An 18,766-nucleotide genomic window follows, 5' to 3' on the forward strand; every position below is an offset into this window, starting at 1 on the left:
GATTTTGAGAGAATCGTCGTTCAAAACCTTGCGTCTTCATCGGCCCGCGTCCTGTAGGGGCGAAGCATTCGGACAATAACCTATCGGTGAAAAGGTAGATTTTCTATCCGAATGCTTCGCCCGTACTTATTCAGCAAACCCTAGATAGAGCTTGCTGAATAAATCTAAAAACTCTGTTGGATTGGAGAGAATGACATTTGAGGGAATGAAACGACCCTACCCCACACCCCGCCCTCACAAAAAACTTTTTGCCGCAAACCCTGAGGGCGAATGCAATTCGCCCCTACAATAATATTATTACGCCAATGGTAGGGCCGCACTGTGGTCAGTGAGTTTATCGAACTGTGTGCGCCCAAAATGTCCTATAGATATTTCGACCAAATTGAGATGCAACCAAATTATCCCTATTCTTCTTCCTTCCACACAAAAACTGGAAGAGCCATCTATTTCACAGATGATAGAACTAAGGGACTTGCGCTTTGATAATATACCTTTTGGGCGAACGCAGTTCGCCCCTACATTGTGGACAAAATCCGTTACTGTAGGGGCGCAATGCTTGCGCCCTCCGATCGATTGGGATATTATTCCCACGCAAGTCCCTAACTGGTAGCGACTCCGATAATTTTATGCAAATCACTGTTGATATTCCCGACGAAATCGCCCAGAGATTAGGTCAAACAGGCGATAATTTGGCTCATAAACTGCTAGAAATGGTTATTGCTGATGCTTACAGTGCCGGTATCTTGAGTACGGCCGAAGTTGGACGCATCCTTCAATTACCTTCTCGGTTAGAAACTCATGCTTTTTTAAAGCGGATGGGAGTCTATCTGAATTATGATGAAATTGAACTAGAACGCGATTTGCAAACTCTCAAAGAACTCAGAGCAAAATGATAGTTGTCTCTGATACTTCTCCGATTTGCTACCTGCTCTTAATTGACCAAATTATGATCCTACAAGAACTGTATAAGCTTGTGGTCATTCCTGAAGCTGTAGCTGATGAATTAAAGGCCTCAGAATCTCCATCTATCGTTCGCAATTGGATTGCTAACCCCTTGATAATGTACCTTTTGGGCGAACGCAGTTCGCCCCTACATTGTGGACAAAATCCGTTACTGTAGGGGCGCAAAGCTTGCGCCCTCCGATCGATTGGGATATTATTCCCACGCAAGTCCCTAAGAGGGGATCGAACCTAAAATCCATTTTTAATTTAATTATAACCAGCTACTTAAATCCAGTTATTAAAAACTGATTATTTATTACCCTTTTTCCATGAGTGCATGAGTAGAAAACGGGTTTCTCCGAGAAACCCGTTTTCTGTGCGTTACTACAGGACCCGGGAACAGTAAACCCTAGGTAATTAACCACCCCTAAACTAATACACTTGTTCTATAGTCTGCCTAAAAAAATTCCAGAAAAGGGAATGAGGGAAAAAAGGGAAAAAAAGGGGAAAAGGGTTACAGGGTCCTCCCAGCACCGCACACCACCCGAAAACCGTTGACGTAGTCGCTGACGCGGCGGCTGAAGTAGTTGCGGTAAGCGGAACGGCAGTAATTCGGAACGCCGCACCAAGAACCGCCCCGCAGTACACCAATTCGTTTATCCGTCAAGAGTTCATTTATACTATTTAATAAGTTTTCATAACGATTATCATTATTTGTCTCGTCCCAAACGCTCCCGTCTGTGGGCGGTGCGCCTTGATAATCACTATGCCACGGATCTAAACACCACTCCCAAACATTCCCGTGCATATCGTACAGCCCGAAGGCGTTGGGGAGATAGGAGCGGACGGGGGTGGTTTTCTCTGGGGATTTTTTCGCCTTTTCTTGTTGATAGACCGTTGAACTATCGTAATTCGCCAGTTCTGCCGTGATCGTCTCGCCAAAGTGGAAGGGGGTGGTTGTTCCCGCTCTACAAGCGTATTCCCACTCGGCCTCGCTCGGTAAACGGTAATTTTTTCCCGTGTGACGGGACAGACGGGCGCAGAATTCGATCGCATCGTACCAACTCAGGCGATCGACGGGGTTATTATCACTTTCCTTAAACTCCGCAGGTTCTGGATCGAGGTCTTTTCCTTCCCTCGGTAGGTGGGCCACGAACCGCCATTGCGCCCGCGTAATCAGAGTCTGGCTCAGGTAGAAGGCACTGACGCTCACGGGGTGTTGGGGTTTTTCAGACTTGTAATCGTCCTTTTCTCCCGGTGAACCCATCAGGAATTCGCCCCCCGGGATAGCAACCATGGTTAGGGGTTCGATTCCCTTGCCTAGGGGTTCTTGGTAGTAGTAGGCCTCCAGGGGTTCTCTTTTGGTAATTTCTCCCCATTTATCGACGTATAGGGTCTCGAAGGTGAATTTTAGGAGTTTTTCTGGGGTCAAGATTTCCTGTTTTCGCTGCCTCACTTTCTCCTCGATGTTTTGGGCGATATCGGCGTACTCTCCCCCCCAAGTGCGGAGAACAGCTGCGTCCACCTCAGCAAAATAGAGAGAGCGATCGCTGACTGCATCCGCTAGAGAACCCTGTGGATTGGGGATTAGAGCCGAAAAATCGCGAAATTCACCGTAATGGTCGCGAATATAATCGCCGATGCCGCGCCAAATATCGATCGTGCGTCTAGCGGCACTATCTGCCAACAGTAGCTGACGAATGCCGGGGTGAAAATCGTACCAAGCATCCGGAACCGTCGCTCCTTCCGGACTAAAGGTAGATTTTTCGACCAGTCCGCTAAAAAAGACCTCCGCTAGATGCCAATGTTTACTATCGGGTAAAAATCGCCGCTGTGCCAATCGCATCACTGGAGGAATCAGGGGAACGGCCGCCAGCACTTTAGCCAGTTCTCGGGCCAAGGGACTGGCATCGATTAAAAAGCCTCTCAATAACTCTTCCGGGGATTCCGCTTCCAGATCGGCTGCCTCTTCTTCTCCGGTTTCACCCATATTCACCCCCGCAGTGGTTGCTCCCATTAAAACCCCCTGAATGGAGTTACCACCGCTCCCAGCGATAAATTTCGCCCAGGTTGCAAAGTGAGCGGGGGATAGATTGAAAATAGGGAACCGATAGAGAATCTGCTTCGTGCGGAGTCTTTCCCCCACTTGCAGTATTGCATTGGCAGAAGCGGGACCCGGTGCGATCAAAGGCCGGAGGATCGCTCCCTCTAAAGCGGTTCGTTGCCATAGCTCCTGCGGGAAAATGTGAGCAATGGTGACGGGGTGTTCTTTGCCCAGATCCGCTAGGGTGGCGAAGGCAGACCCCGATCGCCAAGCTTTCCCCAAAGTATCGGTTAGGACGATAAAAAGTCGGTTTCCAGAGGGTGCAACCAGACTGCGAGGGTTCCGTTCGATTTGCCCCGCACCGGAAAGCAAACGAGCTTCATTTTCACCGGTCTCGAACCACCAAACCCGCACATCCCTAAAAAAGCCTTGCCAACGGAAGAGGGTGGTCATTCCCCCCGCTAGATCTCCCCAAAATTCCATCGGGGGAGAGCGATCGATCAACAGGTGAACCTCTAACCAACGTTCTAGGGGGGGTCGGAAAGCGAGCATCGGTAATCCCCCCGCTTCGGCCGTCCGTTCCACTGTAACCTCGATATCCAACTCGTCGGCCCGTAATCCAGGCACGCGACGCGCTAGGGGGAGAATTGCCTTACTGATGGCGGTGGGTTCGGGTATCGGAAAGGGATCGGGGACGCGAACGGGAGAAGAACGATCGCTCTCGACCGAATCGCGCTTCCGGGAGGTCTGCGTCGGGCGATCGATGTTTTCGGGATAGGCAACGGGGAGCGTTGACTCGATCGCTCCGGGGGGAGGGGTTTTTTCACCGCTGCCGGATGACCGGTTATCATCCTGATCATTAGATGAGGTTGCTTCCGACTGTCCGGGCTGCTCCATCGACCAAGGCGCGATAATTCGATCGAGGTAAGCAGCGCACCAGATCAGTTCTGCCATTTCCCTCTCGTCTTCCCACCAGATGGCTTTCTTCCCTTCCATCTCTCCCCCTACCCTTGCAAGGATTTAAAGATGGTGTCTAGCAGCTCGCTATCGGGGTCGGTGAGGTCGTTTCCCTGTAGTAACAGATAGACCGCGTTGAGCAGTTGATCGGTGGCTAGTTTGTCTTTGCTTTTGATTCGATGGAGAAATTCCCGGATCAGATTTCTGGCCGGTTCGTCCAATTGATTTAGGCTCTCTGGGGGGAAACGTTGCTCTAGTATGCGATAGAAATCATCCTCGTTGTCGGGTTGTTCGAGTCTTAAACGCAAACATCGACGCAGGAAAGCAGGGGGAAACTCCCGGGCCTCGTTACTGGTCATGAATACTAGGGGGAACTCCTGACAAGACACACAACCTCGATCGATCGGGATTTTTTCCTCGCTGTCCTCCTGTTGACCGCGATAGGGAAGAACGGATTGGTCGCCGGTTTTTAATCGTGTCAATTCTGGGATCTCAAAAAATCCCTCCTCGAAAATATGGAGGAGATCGTTAGGCATATCGATATCGCTTTTATCGATCTCATCAATTAGCAGCACCGCCGGTCGTCCGGGACGGGATCGATAAAAAGCCATCCCCATGGGGCCTAATCTTAGATAGCTGCCGATATCTGGTTCCTCGTACTTTCCCCCCTCTCCCACTTTCTGTCTTTGTAGGGAAGCTTCCTGTAACCGTCCGATCGCATCGTAGGCATAAAGACCCTCTTTAAGGGTGGTGCGGGAAACGATCGACCAACGGTAGGGGCCGGGTAATCCCAATTCCCGCGCGACTGCGTAGGCCAGGGAAGTCTTGCCGGCGCCGGGGTTGCCCTCAATCAGTAGGGGACGACGCAAACAGAGGGCAGCATTCACCAATTCCACCGCTTTCCTATCCGCGACGAATCCTAAAGCCCTAGGGTCGATTTTTCCCTGTTCGGGCGGTATTTCCTGGGATTTTGCCGCTTTTGTCCATTCTTCCGGGGACAGGCTAAAACTGCGCCAAGGGGGTGGCGGTGGGATGCGATCGAGGTGTTTTCTTTGTTCTTTGGGTGTGGGTAAACTATCGGCACTCAGGGTCAAACCCCGATAGATGCGAAGTTCTTCTGCTTTGGTAACTGGTTTATTGGCCATTGGATTCCACCACTCTCGTGTTTAGAGGTCTCGGTTTCGGGGAGGGTTTGGGGTATAGATCGTCCCAGAAAAGGGCGATTTTTCGCTTGTTTCTGCGTAATTCTTTGATATTATCGGGCCAGTTTCTCCATTCCGAGGGTTTTAGATCGTTATCTGTCATCGGTTCGCCGGCGTTTCGACTCCAGACGGCGATCGGCAGGGATTCGACGATATATTCCAGATCGGCGATCGATGGTTCGGTTCCGATGTAGTAATGTTCCCAGTCAAGATCGCTATTATTTTCCCATAAAGCTCTCTTGATCCCCTCGATCTTGTCGCGTATTTCTCGGAAGTCTTCATCGAAATAGCGATCGAAGGAGTTAATAAAAACAGGATACTCGTATCCGATAGATGGCCCCTCACCGCATCTAAACTTAATATCTTCTAGGGAGTGTTTCAGCAAAGCAAATGGAAGGAAAAATTCAATCTCTAGTCTCACTCGATCGGGTAAATAGTAAAATATTTCAGGAATTACCTGATAGAAACTATTTTGCATTTCTTCTAACATAAAACCTTGTTCTTTTTTATGGATATTCCATAACTTAATTTTATCGTTTATTCCCACAAAAAACATCGTATTTACATGAAAATATTCTGTTTGTAAGCCAGTATTATTATGTTTATCAATTGCGGGTGAGATTACAATTTGTATTCTTCCTTCTAGTTCGATATTTTTATTAAATTTATCCCACAATTCTCTCGCATATTTCTTGATTGTGTCTAACTGCACACCATCCCTATATCGAACAGCTTCACCTTTCCAAGTATCAATATCTTCAGCAATATCTAGGGTTTCATCCTTAAATAACTTCAACCTGCACCATTCAGAAAATAAAATCAAAGGACATATTTCTTTATTAACTGGCTTACTAGATAAATCTTTTAGTTTTTCTCTAAGCTCTTGTATGTTTGAAATAGATGACGATTTGGGATCCTCATAGACTAACAGAAAAGAGTTGATTAAAAATAAACTATTATCGGAATTAATTTTTAAAATATCGAAAAGTTTTTCGATTAAATTAAATCGTTGATTTTCCCATTTTTGGTCAGCTTTAGGATAAGTAGGAAAAAAGATAGCATGGGTTTCAATTCCTAGCGCAGAATAATTAACACGCTGATTACTGTCAACATTTTGGTTCATTTTATCAACCAACCAACCTAGATCGACATATCCACGGTGGGAATAAAAATCGATCGCTTCTATATCATCGAGAGCTTGTTGCAGCGATCGGGATAAAACGCCTTCGATCGCTGTATCTTTTGACCTACAAGCTGCCATAACATGAATAGCTATATTAGCTCCTCGAACCGCTTCATATTGTTTGATCGCATCGCTAACGAATTTTATAATATCTCCCGCACCACTTTGGGAGTAACAAGTGTCAATAATATAGAGAACTTGAGAGATTGTTACTTGGTTATTTTTAATAGGAAGAACTAAGTCTTGAGTCGGTAAAGCCGTTGAAGGTATATCGTCACTATTTGTGTCTTCCAGTATGAGATAATGTCTATCACCTGGACAATATTCGCCATGACCAGAATAGTAAAAAATAAGAATATTTTTCGTTCCATGTCGCTCTTTATCCCGAAGCCAATTAGGGAATAGTATTTTAAGATCGTTAGTTGTGGGATTTAAATGTAAACTTGGCAGAACTCTTTCATATCCAAAACCACTGGTAAAGAGACTGTTCACCAGTTCTAAATCCGTCTCGACGCTGGGTAATTGCTCGAATGCGTTGTAATCCTTTGTCCCACAAGCGATTAGATAATACTTGATTTCTTCATCCATATCATTACCCATCAATCGATTAACCCCGATCGAATCGCTTCCCCAGTTGCAACCGCCGTCAGATACCTTTTGGCATCATGAGCCTCGCAGCCATTATAAACTAGCTTATCCTCGATAGTTCCCTCAAATAAAGGGTTGAGTTCCTTTGTCAACGCCACCACATCGCCATCGTCCGCGATATTTACCCATCTTTTCACATTTCCGGGCCAGCACCCCAGGTTATTGCGGGGGGACGGTTGCAGTCGATCGAAAATTAATTGTCTTATCCCCAAAGGAGAACCGAGGGTGACAAAGACTTTAATCGGCCATTCTGGATGCTGACATAAAGTTTCGTAACAGACGATCGAACCGAGAGAATGAGCTACAAGTACCCGCGTATCTTCATCGATAGATTCTATTACTCGCTTTTGAATCTGCTGTTTTAGCTTTTGATCGTGTAAATAGCTCCCCACCTGCTTAAGATAAAAAATAACCAATTTCTCGGCAATGCCACCGAAAAACCGAGATTCACTTAACCCCGACAAAGCTCTCTGGATAATTTTTGGGGTAGATTTTTCTCTCAAAAGGCTATTCGCATTGGGATGATTATTTTCCACTCGTTCCGTTTCTTGCCACCACGACTGGAGTAATTCTTTTTCCCAATCGGAATCGATATCATTAACATCGTAGTTCGCGATACCGATCGCTTTCGATTTTCCCCGGAAAATATCTCCGTAAAACGCACAACGAAAATCAGTATCGGACTCTAACTCGGTTCCCGCGAGCTTCAATCCATCCTTGAGACTTGGCAACCACTCAGCAGAAATCGTGTGACTACCCCTAAATTCTTGTGCGATACCATGAACACCGACAATTTTAGCCATGATCCTCCAGTTACAGGGCTTTCCTGTCCCTGTTAATTTTCAATTTTAAATGGTTTTTCGCACTTGAGAACAAGAATAAAATAAGCTCTTGACTATCTAAATTACTCGACTCTCTTAATACCATTTTTCATAAGTAATGGCAGAGATGGTTAATCGCCCTAACCCCCCACCCCCCCAACCTCCCCCGACGTCGGGGGGTAAGATACCTGCCAAGAATAAAGAAAAATGGTATAAGGTTGTGGTGATGAGCAAATCTGATCGAAGAAAAGACCTACGCTAAGTAGGGAGGCACAATTATTTGTAGTATGGGTTAGCGGTAGCGTAACAGGCGTTGGGTTTCATGCTTCAACCCAACCTACGTTCTACGTTCATCTGATCGAAGAAAAGACCTACGCTATACACCCCCACCAATCGCCCATAATGTGACATGGTGAACATTTTTTAGCAAATATTCAAGGAGGGAAATTGAAGTTGAGAAAAGCGGGATATCTCTAAGAAAATTTATCCCTGAAATTCCGTCAAAACCCCATAGATAGCCCAGATAGCCATGGCGCGTAAATAATGACAGGCGCGAAAAGTTCCCACCGATGTTATTGCTTCCGGGGTGCGAAATTGTAGGCCATTTTCATAAATTTGTTGTACCACCGCTTCCGTAATTTGCCATCCTTGCTTTTCCATTCCCATTTGTAGTAAAAAAGCCACCAACCCAAAATTAATTCCTACCCAAACTTCCAAGGGATGAGTTGCTTCGGGATTTTCGGGAGTACCATCGGGTTTTAAACCATTGGCTGCCCCAAATTTTCCCCCATGAAACTTGAGAAAACAGGCCTCATAAATCTTACTTAAAGCTGATTGCGTGTATTGATTTTCTACCACATCTGGTAAACTCAATAAACGGGCATAAAATTGACCGCATAATTGGTCAGTCATCACCACATCGGAACCACTGCCACTATCTAAATTATAATATTCTCCATTCCAGAGAGTATCATGATAAATAGCGCGAGATTGCTGTAACCAACTGGCAAAAATTGCTGTATCTTCTCCAAGAATTGCCCCAATTTTAAGCGTCGCTTCTAGGGCTGCTATCCACAAACCACCACAATAGGCACTAATTCCCTGTAAACGCCAATCATCAAAGGTTTGGTCTGGTGCGCCGGAATTTTCAGGGATGCCATCGTTATCAAGGTCAAAAGTTTTTAAATATTGCAAAGTCAGGACAATTGACGGCCAACATTCCCGCAGAAAATCCTCATCTTTAGCCCCCGTTAATAAATAATCCCGATAAACTAATAAAACAAAATCACTGCCCAAATCTTTCCAGAGATTACAATCTTGATAACTGGTGTAATTGCTCTTTTGCCAAGGGTGTTCATTGGGTGCGCCTAAATCGTGGGGAGTGGCATTTTTAGCCTTACGAATGGCACTAGCTTGGTTATAACCGATAATCCGAGGAGTGTCGTCACTACTGGGAATTGCCCTGGCAAAAGCTTCCATGACGGCCTTTTCTAAGCGCGGCCATAACATCAATAACCCAAAGGAACCATAGAGACGCACATCAAGACTTTCATACCAACGATAATCAATACATTCTAAGACCCCAAATTGACCGATAGGATCCTGTTCCGTGGCTGCCGTCCAGAGAGTACCGCCGTCAGCTAGGAGGTATAATTCGTTAAATAAAGCCATTTTAAACCAATCGGCCAGATCGGTGCGTTCTAGGATCGGTTTTTGCCAGTTAATAATATTTTCTCGCCATGTGTCGCCGTGTTTTAAAGCTGTGCGTACCATCGCCCAAGCATTTTGACCATTGCGACCGAAAAAGTCCGTATAACGACGATAATAGTTAATTCCTTGGGCAAATTCCGTGACTGGTAAATCCCAAGCTAAAATAAAAGGAATTTTGCGAGTTTTCCCCGGACGAATGGTAAAACGAATCGCCATGGCCGTGGCCGTTTGTTCCCCTTTTTGGGCGGGAGTTTCGTCCTCAATATCCGGTAAAGAGCCATTCATGGCGAAATAATCCCAAACTTCGCTCCCATCGCCAGCAGGGTTCCATTTACCCAGATAAAATACCTCTAGACTCGGATTAGTGATACTGGCAATCGCCATCTGTCCATCCCCTTCCCCAGGGTTTTCGTAATCCCGACGCATCAGACAGCCAACGCGGAAATTATCGACAATCCATTGATTATAATTACCCTCACTTTCCCCCCATTTTGATTGATATTCATAGACGGGACTACCATCATCTCTCACCTTAACCACTGGGGATTTAATCGCGTTAGTAAACCAACCGATTGTATTTTGCCAAGTCAGCATAATACTAATAGTAATCGGTTTATCGGTGGGGTTATGAACCGTCCATTCAAATAGGGCTATAGGATAACTACTTTCTTGGTAATTATGCGCCCAAACTGGTGAGAATTGTTCGCAAATTAATTGAGTCTGAAAAACATCTTTGTACTCGTACCAACTGCGGGGATAAAGGGCAGAATATGTTCCCTTTTCGGCTGGATACCACGACCAGCGCGATAATGTTCCATCCTTGGGGCTTTCCGTCGCCATAGCGTAGGCTTGGGCGCTTCCGTCTTCTGTTTGTTCAAAAATGCTAAATTGACAGGCCGCAAGGCTATTAAAACTGTGTTCACCACCGTCCAGATGCCAGAGATTAAAGTCACCTTTGGGGGAACGTCCGATGCAACCGCCCCCAAATCCCCCCAGAGGCATCCCATGCCAAGGACCATCATCTAAATTGCTGGCGTAGCGGACGCTGTAGGGTTTTTCCCAACCTTTGCCTAGAGGACGTTTCCAAGCAGCGGCGGGAATTTCTGGAAGGGAGACGAGATTAAGCATAGATGTTGTTAAGTGGGGTGTGGGGTGTGTGTGGGGTGTGGGGTGTGGGGAAGTGGGGAAGTGGGGAAGTGGGGAAGTGGGGAAGTGGGGTAGTGGGGTAGTGGGGAAGTGGGGGAGTGGGGAAGCTGTCTCATCACCCTATCACCCCAAAACCCTATCACCCCAAAACCCTATCACCCTATCTCCTCCTGAATACTGAATACTGACTCCACCAAGAAACTTTTTCAGTAAAACCTAATTATTCGCTAAAGAGATAATTGCTGCGATCGCTGACTGTCCAATCTTGATTTTCTCCCCCGATAATTAAACGTTTAATATCGACAAAATCCTTACTTAATTGGGTCAAGGCATTGATTAAAATATCTAAAGCAATAAGATCGCTAGTACCGAGATCAAACCAACAACGTCCCCAAGTACCTAAGTATTCAAAATCGGTCATATTGTGCATCGGTGACATAAAGGCATTTTCGGCCATATCTGGATCGTATTCCATATAACTAATATCGATTCCCACCTCCTGTACCTGTAGGTTTTCGGCATTGAAAGCTCCTAATTTACCCAAATAAAACCAAGAGGCAAAAACTTCTTCTACATACTGCTGTTCCATATTCGAGGGAACCGTCGAAAATTCCAGCCAAAACCAGACATCAAAAGGATTAAATTCGCGAAATTGTACTTCCATATTTTTTATAGGAGACAGGAGTAGTCACTGATAAGGGACTTGCGTGGGAATAATATCCCAATCGATCGGAGGGCGCAAGCTTTGCGCCCCTACAGTAACGGATTTTGTCCACAATGTAGGGGCGAACTGCGTTCGCCCAAAAGGTACATTATCAAAGCGCAAGTCCCTAACTGATAACTGATAACTGATAACTGATAACTGATTACTGATTACTGATAACTGATAACTGATTACTGATTACTATGCTGTAATTTCCAGAGAAAACTAGCGAGGAGATTGGTGATAATATGAGCGAGAATTGGGATTAATAAATTACCGGTGATGATGACGGTATAACCGAGGGCAAAACCGACAACAGTTGCCCAGATAACATAGGGCCATTGCTGGGAACCGCTAAAATGGAGGATGCCAAAAATTAGACTAGAAACGGTTAAACCAAAGATATTTAAGCCCAAAGCTGGCAAAATCACCCCGCGAAATAATAATTCTTCACTTAACCCCGGCAGTAATCCAACCCAAATTAAATCGGGCCATGCTAAAGGTTTAATGACTAATTCTAAGTAAGCGTTAGCACTATGGCGATAACTAGACCAAAAACGATAGAGAAGCCCACTAATTCCACTAATTGCCCCCGCTAAGGCTAATCCGAACAGGAAATCCGGGAGAGTCCAGCGAATGGCGGGAATAGCGATCGCACCGAAATATTGCCAGACTTTGGCGACTACCAGCAAGATAATCGCCGTTACCGCCATAATGGTGAGGACTTGTGTGCGTGTCAGGGGATCAAATTCGGAATTAGGGGAATTAGTCACGGATTCTCGGATAAACAGCGTAAAGAGTTGAAATTAGGGCGAAGAGATGGGAGGCTAACCCCGGCCCGTTGACAAACGATCGCACCGATTGCCTCCATATACGAGTGTACCCTAATTGCTTTCACCCCTAGAGGTTCCGGAGCCACCTTCATTCTTGTACTATTTTCCTGCACAGCAATCAGTACGTTTTTTTCTTGACAAAAACTTAAAACTGTGCTGGAGCCGCAAGCACTGGCGGGAACGATCAGCGCGTCCACCTCCCGGCTCCAAATAGCATCGGGACCGGGCTGCTTGACCAATTGAGGGGCGCGACTTAAACCCACCAAAACGCAGGGTAAAAAAGTATAACCGATTTCTTCGGCTGCGGCCTTGGGGGAAAGTTGCGGATCGAGGGGCAGCGGACTTAAAGCGGGAGCGTGGGCCGCCGGTATTTGGAATTGTCGCACCACCAGATGGGAAATCACCGCTTCGGCCCCGGCAAGGGGATCCACCCCCTGACCATGGCGATAATTAGCCAGGGCAATGCTATCGGGATCGTCGGGAAAACGGGCAACAATGGCGATCGCTTCTGCCTGGCCCTGGTTAATCAGTTTTTCTGCACCCCGCAGCAAGCTGTCGGGATTGCCAATTGTTCCCCAACTGGCCCCGGAGGCTGCCTCTCGCAACTGCACATTTAGGGGGGCATCGGTGATAAGGTAATCGGTGAGATCTAAGCCTAGGGTAGCCCGAACAGCATCGGCAGCCTGAAGGTGTCTTTGCAAGAGGTCAAATTCAATGGCGCGATCGAATAGTAACCCGATGCGATTTTGATGGACGGGACTTAATCCCCAATCCCCCCGGGCAAAACGATCTAAAGCGTAACCCTCCACATAATAGGTGTTGTCCAGAGGCCAGTACAGTTGTGCGCCGTTGAGGACATTGGGATGGGTAATTAGGCGATCGCAAACTTCGGCGATCGCTCTGGCCACGGGAATGCCATCCCCAGCATAACCGCCAATCGCTGCCCCGATGCCGGTGGGAATAATTAGTACGGCGGTATAGGGACGGGAATTCACGAGGCAGTGGTGACAATCGCTTCGACTTTGACTTGATTATTCTCGGTATCCACTTCTGTGATTGCCCAACGCAAGGGTTCACCGCGTTTGGCTAATTCTTTTTCGATTTCTTGCTGCAGTTGTTGCGGGGTTTCCTGTAGGTCGATTTCGGCACTAATAAAGTGAGTGGTCATGGGAATAGTCCAGGATAGTTATCCCCTCAGTTTATCAAGATTTTGCCCTCTTGCGCTGGCTTATACAATCCTTATACTAAATCTGGTTATTAAAGACTGATTATTTATTCCCCTTTTTGACTTTTGCATGAGCAGAAAACGGGTTTCTCCGAGAAACCCGTTTTCTGTGCGTTACTCAACGGATTTAGTATTGTAGAACCCCCTTAAGCTATCCTGCACACTTTTCTCTTTTCGTCAAATTTTATGTTAGGAAAGATGTGACTAATAGAGAGACCACATTGAGTTTACTTGTACTAACTTGCTCGGCAATTTTCCAGCCATTCTTCTAAATCTTGTGGTGACTGAAAATCTAACAAAGCTTCTCCCAAGTTTTCTAACTGTTCTAGGTCAAGACTGCGAATATTGGGCAGTAATTCTGGAGAAATGTCCCCTATACGCCGATTTAATTGACGTAAAACGAGGTTAGCTTCTCCCTCTTGTCGTCCCTCTTGTCGTCCCTCTTGTAAACCTTCCGACCAGATTTCTTGATAGATAACGGATTCTTTCATGATGTCTTTCCTCAATAATCGTTGAATGATCTCTTTCTCTAATACTAACCCGGCCAGAATTGCGGTAGATGCAGCCAGATTACTTTGTTCTCGACTATCGCTGATTTGCTCGATTTCTTGGGCAATTTGCCGCAGTAAGTTTTCTTGTTTCTCAGCTTGAGCGAGTATGGCAAAGGGAAACAGTCCGGGAGCCTTTAATAAGGGTTCCGAGGGTTGTTCCCAGAGTCTAATCACTTCAAATTGATGAGAGGTTTTCCCTTGTTTATAATCATTCTGTCGGACTTTGGGGGAGTCACTTTTCCTTAGATAAATAACCACTTGATGGATAGGTTTATGGGGATAGCGTCGATAGAGTCTGGTGGCATAATCTAGCATTCTATAGGGAATGTCTTCTTTAGGGTCGGTTTGGAACTCGATATGTAAGATTAATTCTTCCGACTCTAAAAAGATTAAAGTATCAGCCCTAATTGGTTCTAGGGATAATTCTGAGGGTTTAATTTCTGTTAATTCTAAGGGTTTACCCAGTAACCAAGTGGCTAAGTCTCTCGAATATTCAAGGGCGATAAATTTACAGGTAGAATCATACATTTTTAATTCAATTATAGGTTAAGGCTGCTCTATATTTTAACAAAATTATCACCCTATCCCCAAAAATAACCAAAGGAGTTTTATTCGGGGAAGGGTATATCTAAACTCATTTGTTGTCCTTGGGTTTCCCTTTGTTTTTCGGCAGCTTTCAGGACTTCAAAGGTGAGGATAACATCGAGACGTTTTTTCTGTTCAAGTATTTCTTGTACTGTCACAATCTCAATTTTATCAACACTTTGACTCATGTAACGACTGCGATAAATTCCCGCAGATTTGGCTGTTTGGATCATATCTTTGCTGGGGGGTTTCAAGGTGATAAATATACCCAGGGCTGCCCCTTGTATTGTCATAGTTCCCTGTAGATCTCTGATGTCTCCCGATTTGACATTACCGGATTTTACTTGAAAAATAATTTTCTCGCGGTTGTCCTTATCTCCCTGAAAATAGGCAATAGCATCGATTCCTTTATCTGCCCCTTTTTTGTCATTAATCACTGCCCGGTTATTACTATAGGTTAAAACTGCCCATTTCTCAAATTCTTTGCGGGTACGATCATCGGGTTTAGTGGCTAATGCTTTGGCTGATTCTAGATCTTTAGGAATACCATTCAGTTCAATTTTATCTAAAACATTTTTACCAAAGGAGTCCTCTAGTCGCTTTAACATTAAGCTAATACTCTGATAGGTTATATCAATTCCAATCCAGTTTCTCTCTAATCTCTCTGCTACAGCGATAGTCGTTCCACACCCACAATAGGCATCTAAAATTATGTCTCCTTTATTGCTACTTGCTTCGATTATTCTTTCTAACAATGCCTCTGGTTTTTGCGTGGGATAACCGAGTTTTTCGGCAGCATGAGGACTTAAAGATTGAATGTCAGTCCATAAATTGGTAATAATAGAGCCTTCTTGCTCATTAAGATATCTTTTTAACTGTGGCCGTTTTTTTGTGTTAAATTGACCATCGGAATGGCGAGGATAATATATTCTACCCTGATCGTGTAACTGTTGCATCGTTTCTTTTTGGTAACGCCAGCCTTTACTAGGATAAGGAAACCCCATCCATTCATACATCATATTTGGCCGTGGATTCGGACTAGCCATATCACTTAATCTATACATTCCTCTCCCATCATTATCATTATGTCTATAAAATTTATCAACATAATTACTATCGTGTTCTCCGTACTGAGGATAGAAACTAGCTTGAGAAGATTTAACATAGTAAAAAATTATATCAACAATATCACAAAATTTCTTTTTTGCATCACTATGGGCTGATTGTCTTTTCCAGCTAATCTCATTTTTAAAATCACCCCCCTGAGAGCAAAAAACAGTATCTAAAACTATTTTTAAATAATGACTAGCAGTAGGATCGCAGTGGAGATAAAAGCTACCGGTAGATTTTAAAACTCGATGGATTTCCACAATCCTCAGAGTCATACTCACCAGATAAGCGAGAAGACTACCTTTACCCAAAACTTTGGTTAAACCGTCAATTAAATCGATAGTCTGACTGGTAAATTTACCCTGATAGTTGCTTTGAATTTCTTCTAACGCTTCGTTAGCGTGATTATCCCATGTCCAGGTATCCACAAACGCTTGTGCTTGTGCTTGATCTTCCTTGCCTAAGTTGTTATAAATTTGGTTGTAATTACGTTTAGAATTAAAGGGTGGATCGATATAACAAAGATCGATCGATTCATCTTTGATATATTTCCGCAGCACTTCTAGGTTATCACCGTAGTATAGTTTATTGACCATAGAGATTAAGATAATTGACCGCATCTCAATTGTATTATTATTCTCCCTTAAAGAGGGCGAATGCAATTCGCCCCTACAATAATATGAGTGTACTAATTAGAAGAACCGCATCGTGGTCAGTGAGTTGCTCGAACTGCGTGCGCCCAAAATTTAACCTAGTGTCAGCAGAAGTCCCTCTCGTAAACCTTCCGACTATAATTGATACTAGGCTTACCCCTAGAGATTATGATCGCAGTTCCCAACTACATCAGTCCTCAAGAATATCTCGCTATCGAGCGCCAGAGCCAGATCCGTCATGAATACCGACGTGGTTTGGTTTATGCGATGGCCGGCGGTACGGATAATCACGATCGCATTGCCTTCAATTTTCTCAAAGTCATTGACGAACATTTCGGCGACTCTACAGACTGTCGGTTTCACTCGGGTAAGGTCAAGGTTAACTATCAAGATCAGTTTTATTACTATCCCGATGCTTTTGTTACCTGCGATCCTCGCGATCGCCAAGATCGTTATCTGAAACGCTATCCGAAACTGATCGCGGAAGTGCTTTCCCCCAGTACGACTGCTTTTGACAAGGGCGAAAAATTCCAAGATTATCAACAGATAGAAACTTTAGAAGAATATGTATTAATTTCCCAAGAAATCCAGCGCGTGGAATGCCGTCGTCGTAATTCTCTGGGGATATGGGAAACGACTATTTACGATACGGGCGATCGGGTGATCCTGTCAAGTATTAACCTAGAGTTAGCGATCGCCGATCTCTACCGGGGAATAGATTAAAGTGTCAACTACTCTCAAGGGAGTTGAGAGCTTGCTGCTTCCATGGGAATGGATAGACAGCATTTAGTTTATTTGTACTAACTAGCTCGGCAATTTTCCAGCCATTGTTCTAAATCTTGTAGTGACTGAAAATCTAACAAAGCTTCTCCCAAGTTTTCTAACTGTTCTAGGTCAAGACTGCGAATATTGGGCAATAATTCGGGAGAAATGTCCCCTACACGCCGATTTAATTGACGTAAAACTAGGTTAGCTTCTCCCTCTTGTCGTCCCTCTTGTCGTCCCTCTTGTCGTCCCTCTTGTAAACCTTCCGACCAGATTTCTTGATAGATAACGGATTCTTTCATGATGTCTTTCCTCAATAATCGTTGAATGATGTCTTTCTCTAATACTAACCCGGCTAGAATTGCGGTAGATGCAGCCAGATTACTTTGTTCTTGACTATCGCTGATTTGCTCGATTTCTTGGGCAATTTGCCGCAGTAAGTTTTCTTGTTTCTCAGCTTGAGCGAGTATGGCAAAGGGAAACAGTCCGGGGGCCTTTAATAGGGGTTCCGAGGGTTGTTCCCAGAGTCTAATCACTTCAAATTGATGAGAGGTTTTCCCTTGTTTATAATCATTCTGTCGGACTTTGGGGGAGTCACTTTTCCTTAGATAAATAACCACTTGATGGAGTCGTTCCACACCCACAATAGGCATCTAAAATTATGTCTCCTTTATTCTCCCCCCCCGAATTTGTCAAGTATTCTCCGTTTTTTATTGATGAACACGGAAAAAGCCAATCAGGGAGAGACTAGAAAGGTTAGAAAGTTGAGATTTAACGAGTCCGTTGATGCGGTCTAAGAGCAAGCGCGGATGAAGAAATAAATGGCCATCAGTAGCAGAAAAATATAAAAAGTAATCCGCACCAATCGATCCGGTAATTTCGGTAAAAAACGAGTGGTTACTTGTACACCTAGAGAACCACCGATACCTAAAATAATCCCTTGTAGATAAAGAATATAACCGGCTTGGGCATGAGCGAAACAGGCGGCGATCGAATTGAGTAAAACCACACCTAAACTGGTGACAATGGCGATTTTGATCTTTTCTGCCAAAAAAATCATTTGTAGTGGCACCATGATCGCCCCACCGCCAATTCCGAAAATACCGGCTAGAAATCCAGCGATTCCTCCGGTTAGCAGACAGGCTAGATTAGGATGCAATCTAAGGGCAGAAACTGGCTCTTTTTGGCTTAAATTTTGCTTGAGATTGGTTAAATAGATATTGAGTAGTAAAAAACAACCAAAAGCCGCTTCTAGGAGGTGTTTGGGGCTAGATTTGACCAGATAGACCCCGATAAATGCCGTAAAAATCCCGGGTAAACCTAAGAGGAGAACTCGCTGCCATTTGAGGGAACCTAATCGCCAATTTTGGATCGTACCCCCTAGGGAAGTAAAAACGATCGCTAAACTGCTGGTAGCCACCGATTCCCCGTAACTGTAGCCCAAATTTAACAGGATCGCCACGGAGATAGTGCCACCCCCAATACCAAATAAACCCGCTAATAAGCCCGAAAAAACGCCTGTTATCAGTAAAATTAAGTAATAGTCTGCCATTATCTTCGGTTCATGGCCTTGAGGGGTCTGAATTTGCTATTATACATAGGGGCAATGGTAGAACATTTTCTCGAAGAAAGGGCTATTAACTAAAATTTAGTGATCAATGGGGCTAAATTATTGACAATCACCTGAT

16 protein-coding genes and 1 pseudogene are annotated in these 18,766 nt (G+C 44.8%); 4 read left to right on the forward strand and 13 right to left on the reverse strand.

Annotated features, from left to right (window positions below; genetic code table 11):
• Positions 1 to 626 precede the first annotated feature (626 nt).
• Together O9324_RS17625 and O9324_RS17630 are read left to right on the forward strand one after the other, a co-directional pair.
• The gene (locus O9324_RS17625) at positions 627 to 893 is read left to right on the forward strand and encodes a UPF0175 family protein (protein WP_288140860.1); all 267 of its coding nucleotides are present in this window, start codon (positions 627 to 629) and stop codon (positions 891 to 893) included.
• Complete coding sequence (locus O9324_RS17630; RefSeq protein WP_288140861.1) at positions 890 to 1,120, forward strand: PIN domain-containing protein; 231 nt, start codon at positions 890 to 892, stop codon at positions 1,118 to 1,120. The genes O9324_RS17625 and O9324_RS17630 overlap by 4 nt, the downstream gene beginning before the upstream one ends.
• Before the next feature lie 336 nt (positions 1,121 to 1,456).
• Here O9324_RS17630 and O9324_RS17635 read toward each other — a convergent pair whose 3' ends face one another.
• From O9324_RS17635 to O9324_RS17655, 5 genes are all read right to left on the reverse strand, one after another.
• Positions 1,457 to 3,982 (reverse strand): SAV_2336 N-terminal domain-related protein, encoded by a 2,526-nt coding sequence (locus O9324_RS17635; RefSeq protein WP_353851725.1) that lies wholly within the window; start codon positions 3,980 to 3,982, stop codon positions 1,457 to 1,459.
• 8 nt (positions 3,983 to 3,990) lie between these two features.
• Positions 3,991 to 5,088 carry an AAA family ATPase gene (locus tag O9324_RS17640; RefSeq protein WP_288140863.1) on the reverse strand — a complete coding sequence of 366 codons (1,098 nt, stop codon included), beginning with the start codon at positions 5,086 to 5,088 and terminating at the stop codon, positions 3,991 to 3,993.
• Positions 5,078 to 6,928: a VMAP-C domain-containing protein gene (locus O9324_RS17645; RefSeq protein ID WP_353851726.1), complete on the reverse strand. Its 1,851-nt coding sequence runs from the start codon at positions 6,926 to 6,928 to the stop codon at positions 5,078 to 5,080. The genes O9324_RS17640 and O9324_RS17645 overlap by 11 nt, the downstream gene beginning before the upstream one ends.
• The gene (locus tag O9324_RS17650) at positions 6,928 to 7,779 is read right to left on the reverse strand and encodes a hypothetical protein (RefSeq protein ID WP_288140865.1); all 852 of its coding nucleotides are present in this window, start codon (positions 7,777 to 7,779) and stop codon (positions 6,928 to 6,930) included. Before O9324_RS17650 ends, O9324_RS17645 begins: the two co-directional genes overlap by 1 nt.
• A 501-nt stretch (positions 7,780 to 8,280) precedes the next feature.
• Complete coding sequence (locus tag O9324_RS17655) at positions 8,281 to 10,635, reverse strand: GH116 family glycosyl hydrolase (protein WP_288140866.1); 2,355 nt, start codon at positions 10,633 to 10,635, stop codon at positions 8,281 to 8,283.
• A gap of 28 nt (positions 10,636 to 10,663) precedes the next feature.
• On the opposite strand from O9324_RS17655, the gene O9324_RS17660 reads away from it, so the two are divergent.
• Positions 10,664 to 10,834, forward strand: a complete 171-nt coding sequence (locus O9324_RS17660; protein ID WP_288140867.1) for a hypothetical protein — start codon at positions 10,664 to 10,666, stop codon at positions 10,832 to 10,834.
• Positions 10,835 to 10,873: 39 nt separating this feature from the next.
• On the opposite strand, the gene O9324_RS17665 is transcribed toward O9324_RS17660, so the two are convergent.
• The 6 genes from O9324_RS17665 to O9324_RS17690 all read right to left on the reverse strand — a co-directional run bounded on the left by O9324_RS17665 (position 10,874) and on the right by O9324_RS17690 (position 16,256).
• Positions 10,874 to 11,317, reverse strand: a complete 444-nt coding sequence (locus tag O9324_RS17665) for a DUF3531 family protein (RefSeq protein ID WP_002792370.1) — start codon at positions 11,315 to 11,317, stop codon at positions 10,874 to 10,876.
• Between the two features lie 230 nt (positions 11,318 to 11,547).
• Entirely contained in the window at positions 11,548 to 12,129 is a 582-nt protein-coding gene (locus tag O9324_RS17670) for a CPBP family intramembrane glutamic endopeptidase (RefSeq protein WP_287629879.1), read from the reverse strand.
• The gene (locus tag O9324_RS17675; RefSeq protein WP_288140868.1) at positions 12,126 to 13,184 is read right to left on the reverse strand and encodes a DUF3326 domain-containing protein; all 1,059 of its coding nucleotides are present in this window, start codon (positions 13,182 to 13,184) and stop codon (positions 12,126 to 12,128) included. The genes O9324_RS17670 and O9324_RS17675 overlap by 4 nt, the downstream gene beginning before the upstream one ends.
• On the reverse strand, positions 13,181 to 13,357 hold the full coding sequence (locus tag O9324_RS17680) for a DUF8621 family protein (protein ID WP_002734354.1): 177 nt from the start codon (positions 13,355 to 13,357) through the stop codon (positions 13,181 to 13,183). Before O9324_RS17680 ends, O9324_RS17675 begins: the two co-directional genes overlap by 4 nt.
• 293 nt (positions 13,358 to 13,650) lie before the next feature.
• Entirely contained in the window at positions 13,651 to 14,493 is an 843-nt protein-coding gene (locus O9324_RS17685; RefSeq protein WP_288140869.1) for an Rpn family recombination-promoting nuclease/putative transposase, read from the reverse strand.
• Between the two features lie 80 nt (positions 14,494 to 14,573).
• Positions 14,574 to 16,256, reverse strand: a complete 1,683-nt coding sequence (locus O9324_RS17690; protein ID WP_288140870.1) for a DNA methyltransferase — start codon at positions 16,254 to 16,256, stop codon at positions 14,574 to 14,576.
• 225 nt (positions 16,257 to 16,481) lie between these two features.
• On the opposite strand from O9324_RS17690, the gene O9324_RS17695 reads away from it, so the two are divergent.
• Positions 16,482 to 17,036, forward strand: coding sequence for a Uma2 family endonuclease (locus O9324_RS17695; protein ID WP_288140871.1), 555 nt, complete (start codon positions 16,482 to 16,484; stop codon positions 17,034 to 17,036).
• A 77-nt stretch (positions 17,037 to 17,113) separates the two neighbouring features.
• Here the strand turns inward: O9324_RS17695 and O9324_RS17700 are convergent.
• Positions 17,114 to 17,707, reverse strand: a pseudogene (locus O9324_RS17700) (Rpn family recombination-promoting nuclease/putative transposase); the annotation flags it as partial.
• Between the two features lie 164 nt (positions 17,708 to 17,871).
• A complete protein-coding gene (locus tag O9324_RS17705) occupies positions 17,872 to 18,630 on the reverse strand; it encodes a sulfite exporter TauE/SafE family protein (protein WP_288140873.1) in 759 nt (252 codons plus the stop codon).
• Positions 18,631 to 18,766: the final 136 nt, after the last annotated feature.

Source organism: Microcystis sp. LE19-84.1B (assembly GCF_027531875.1).
GTDB lineage: Bacteria > Cyanobacteriota > Cyanobacteriia > Cyanobacteriales > Microcystaceae > Microcystis > Microcystis panniformis.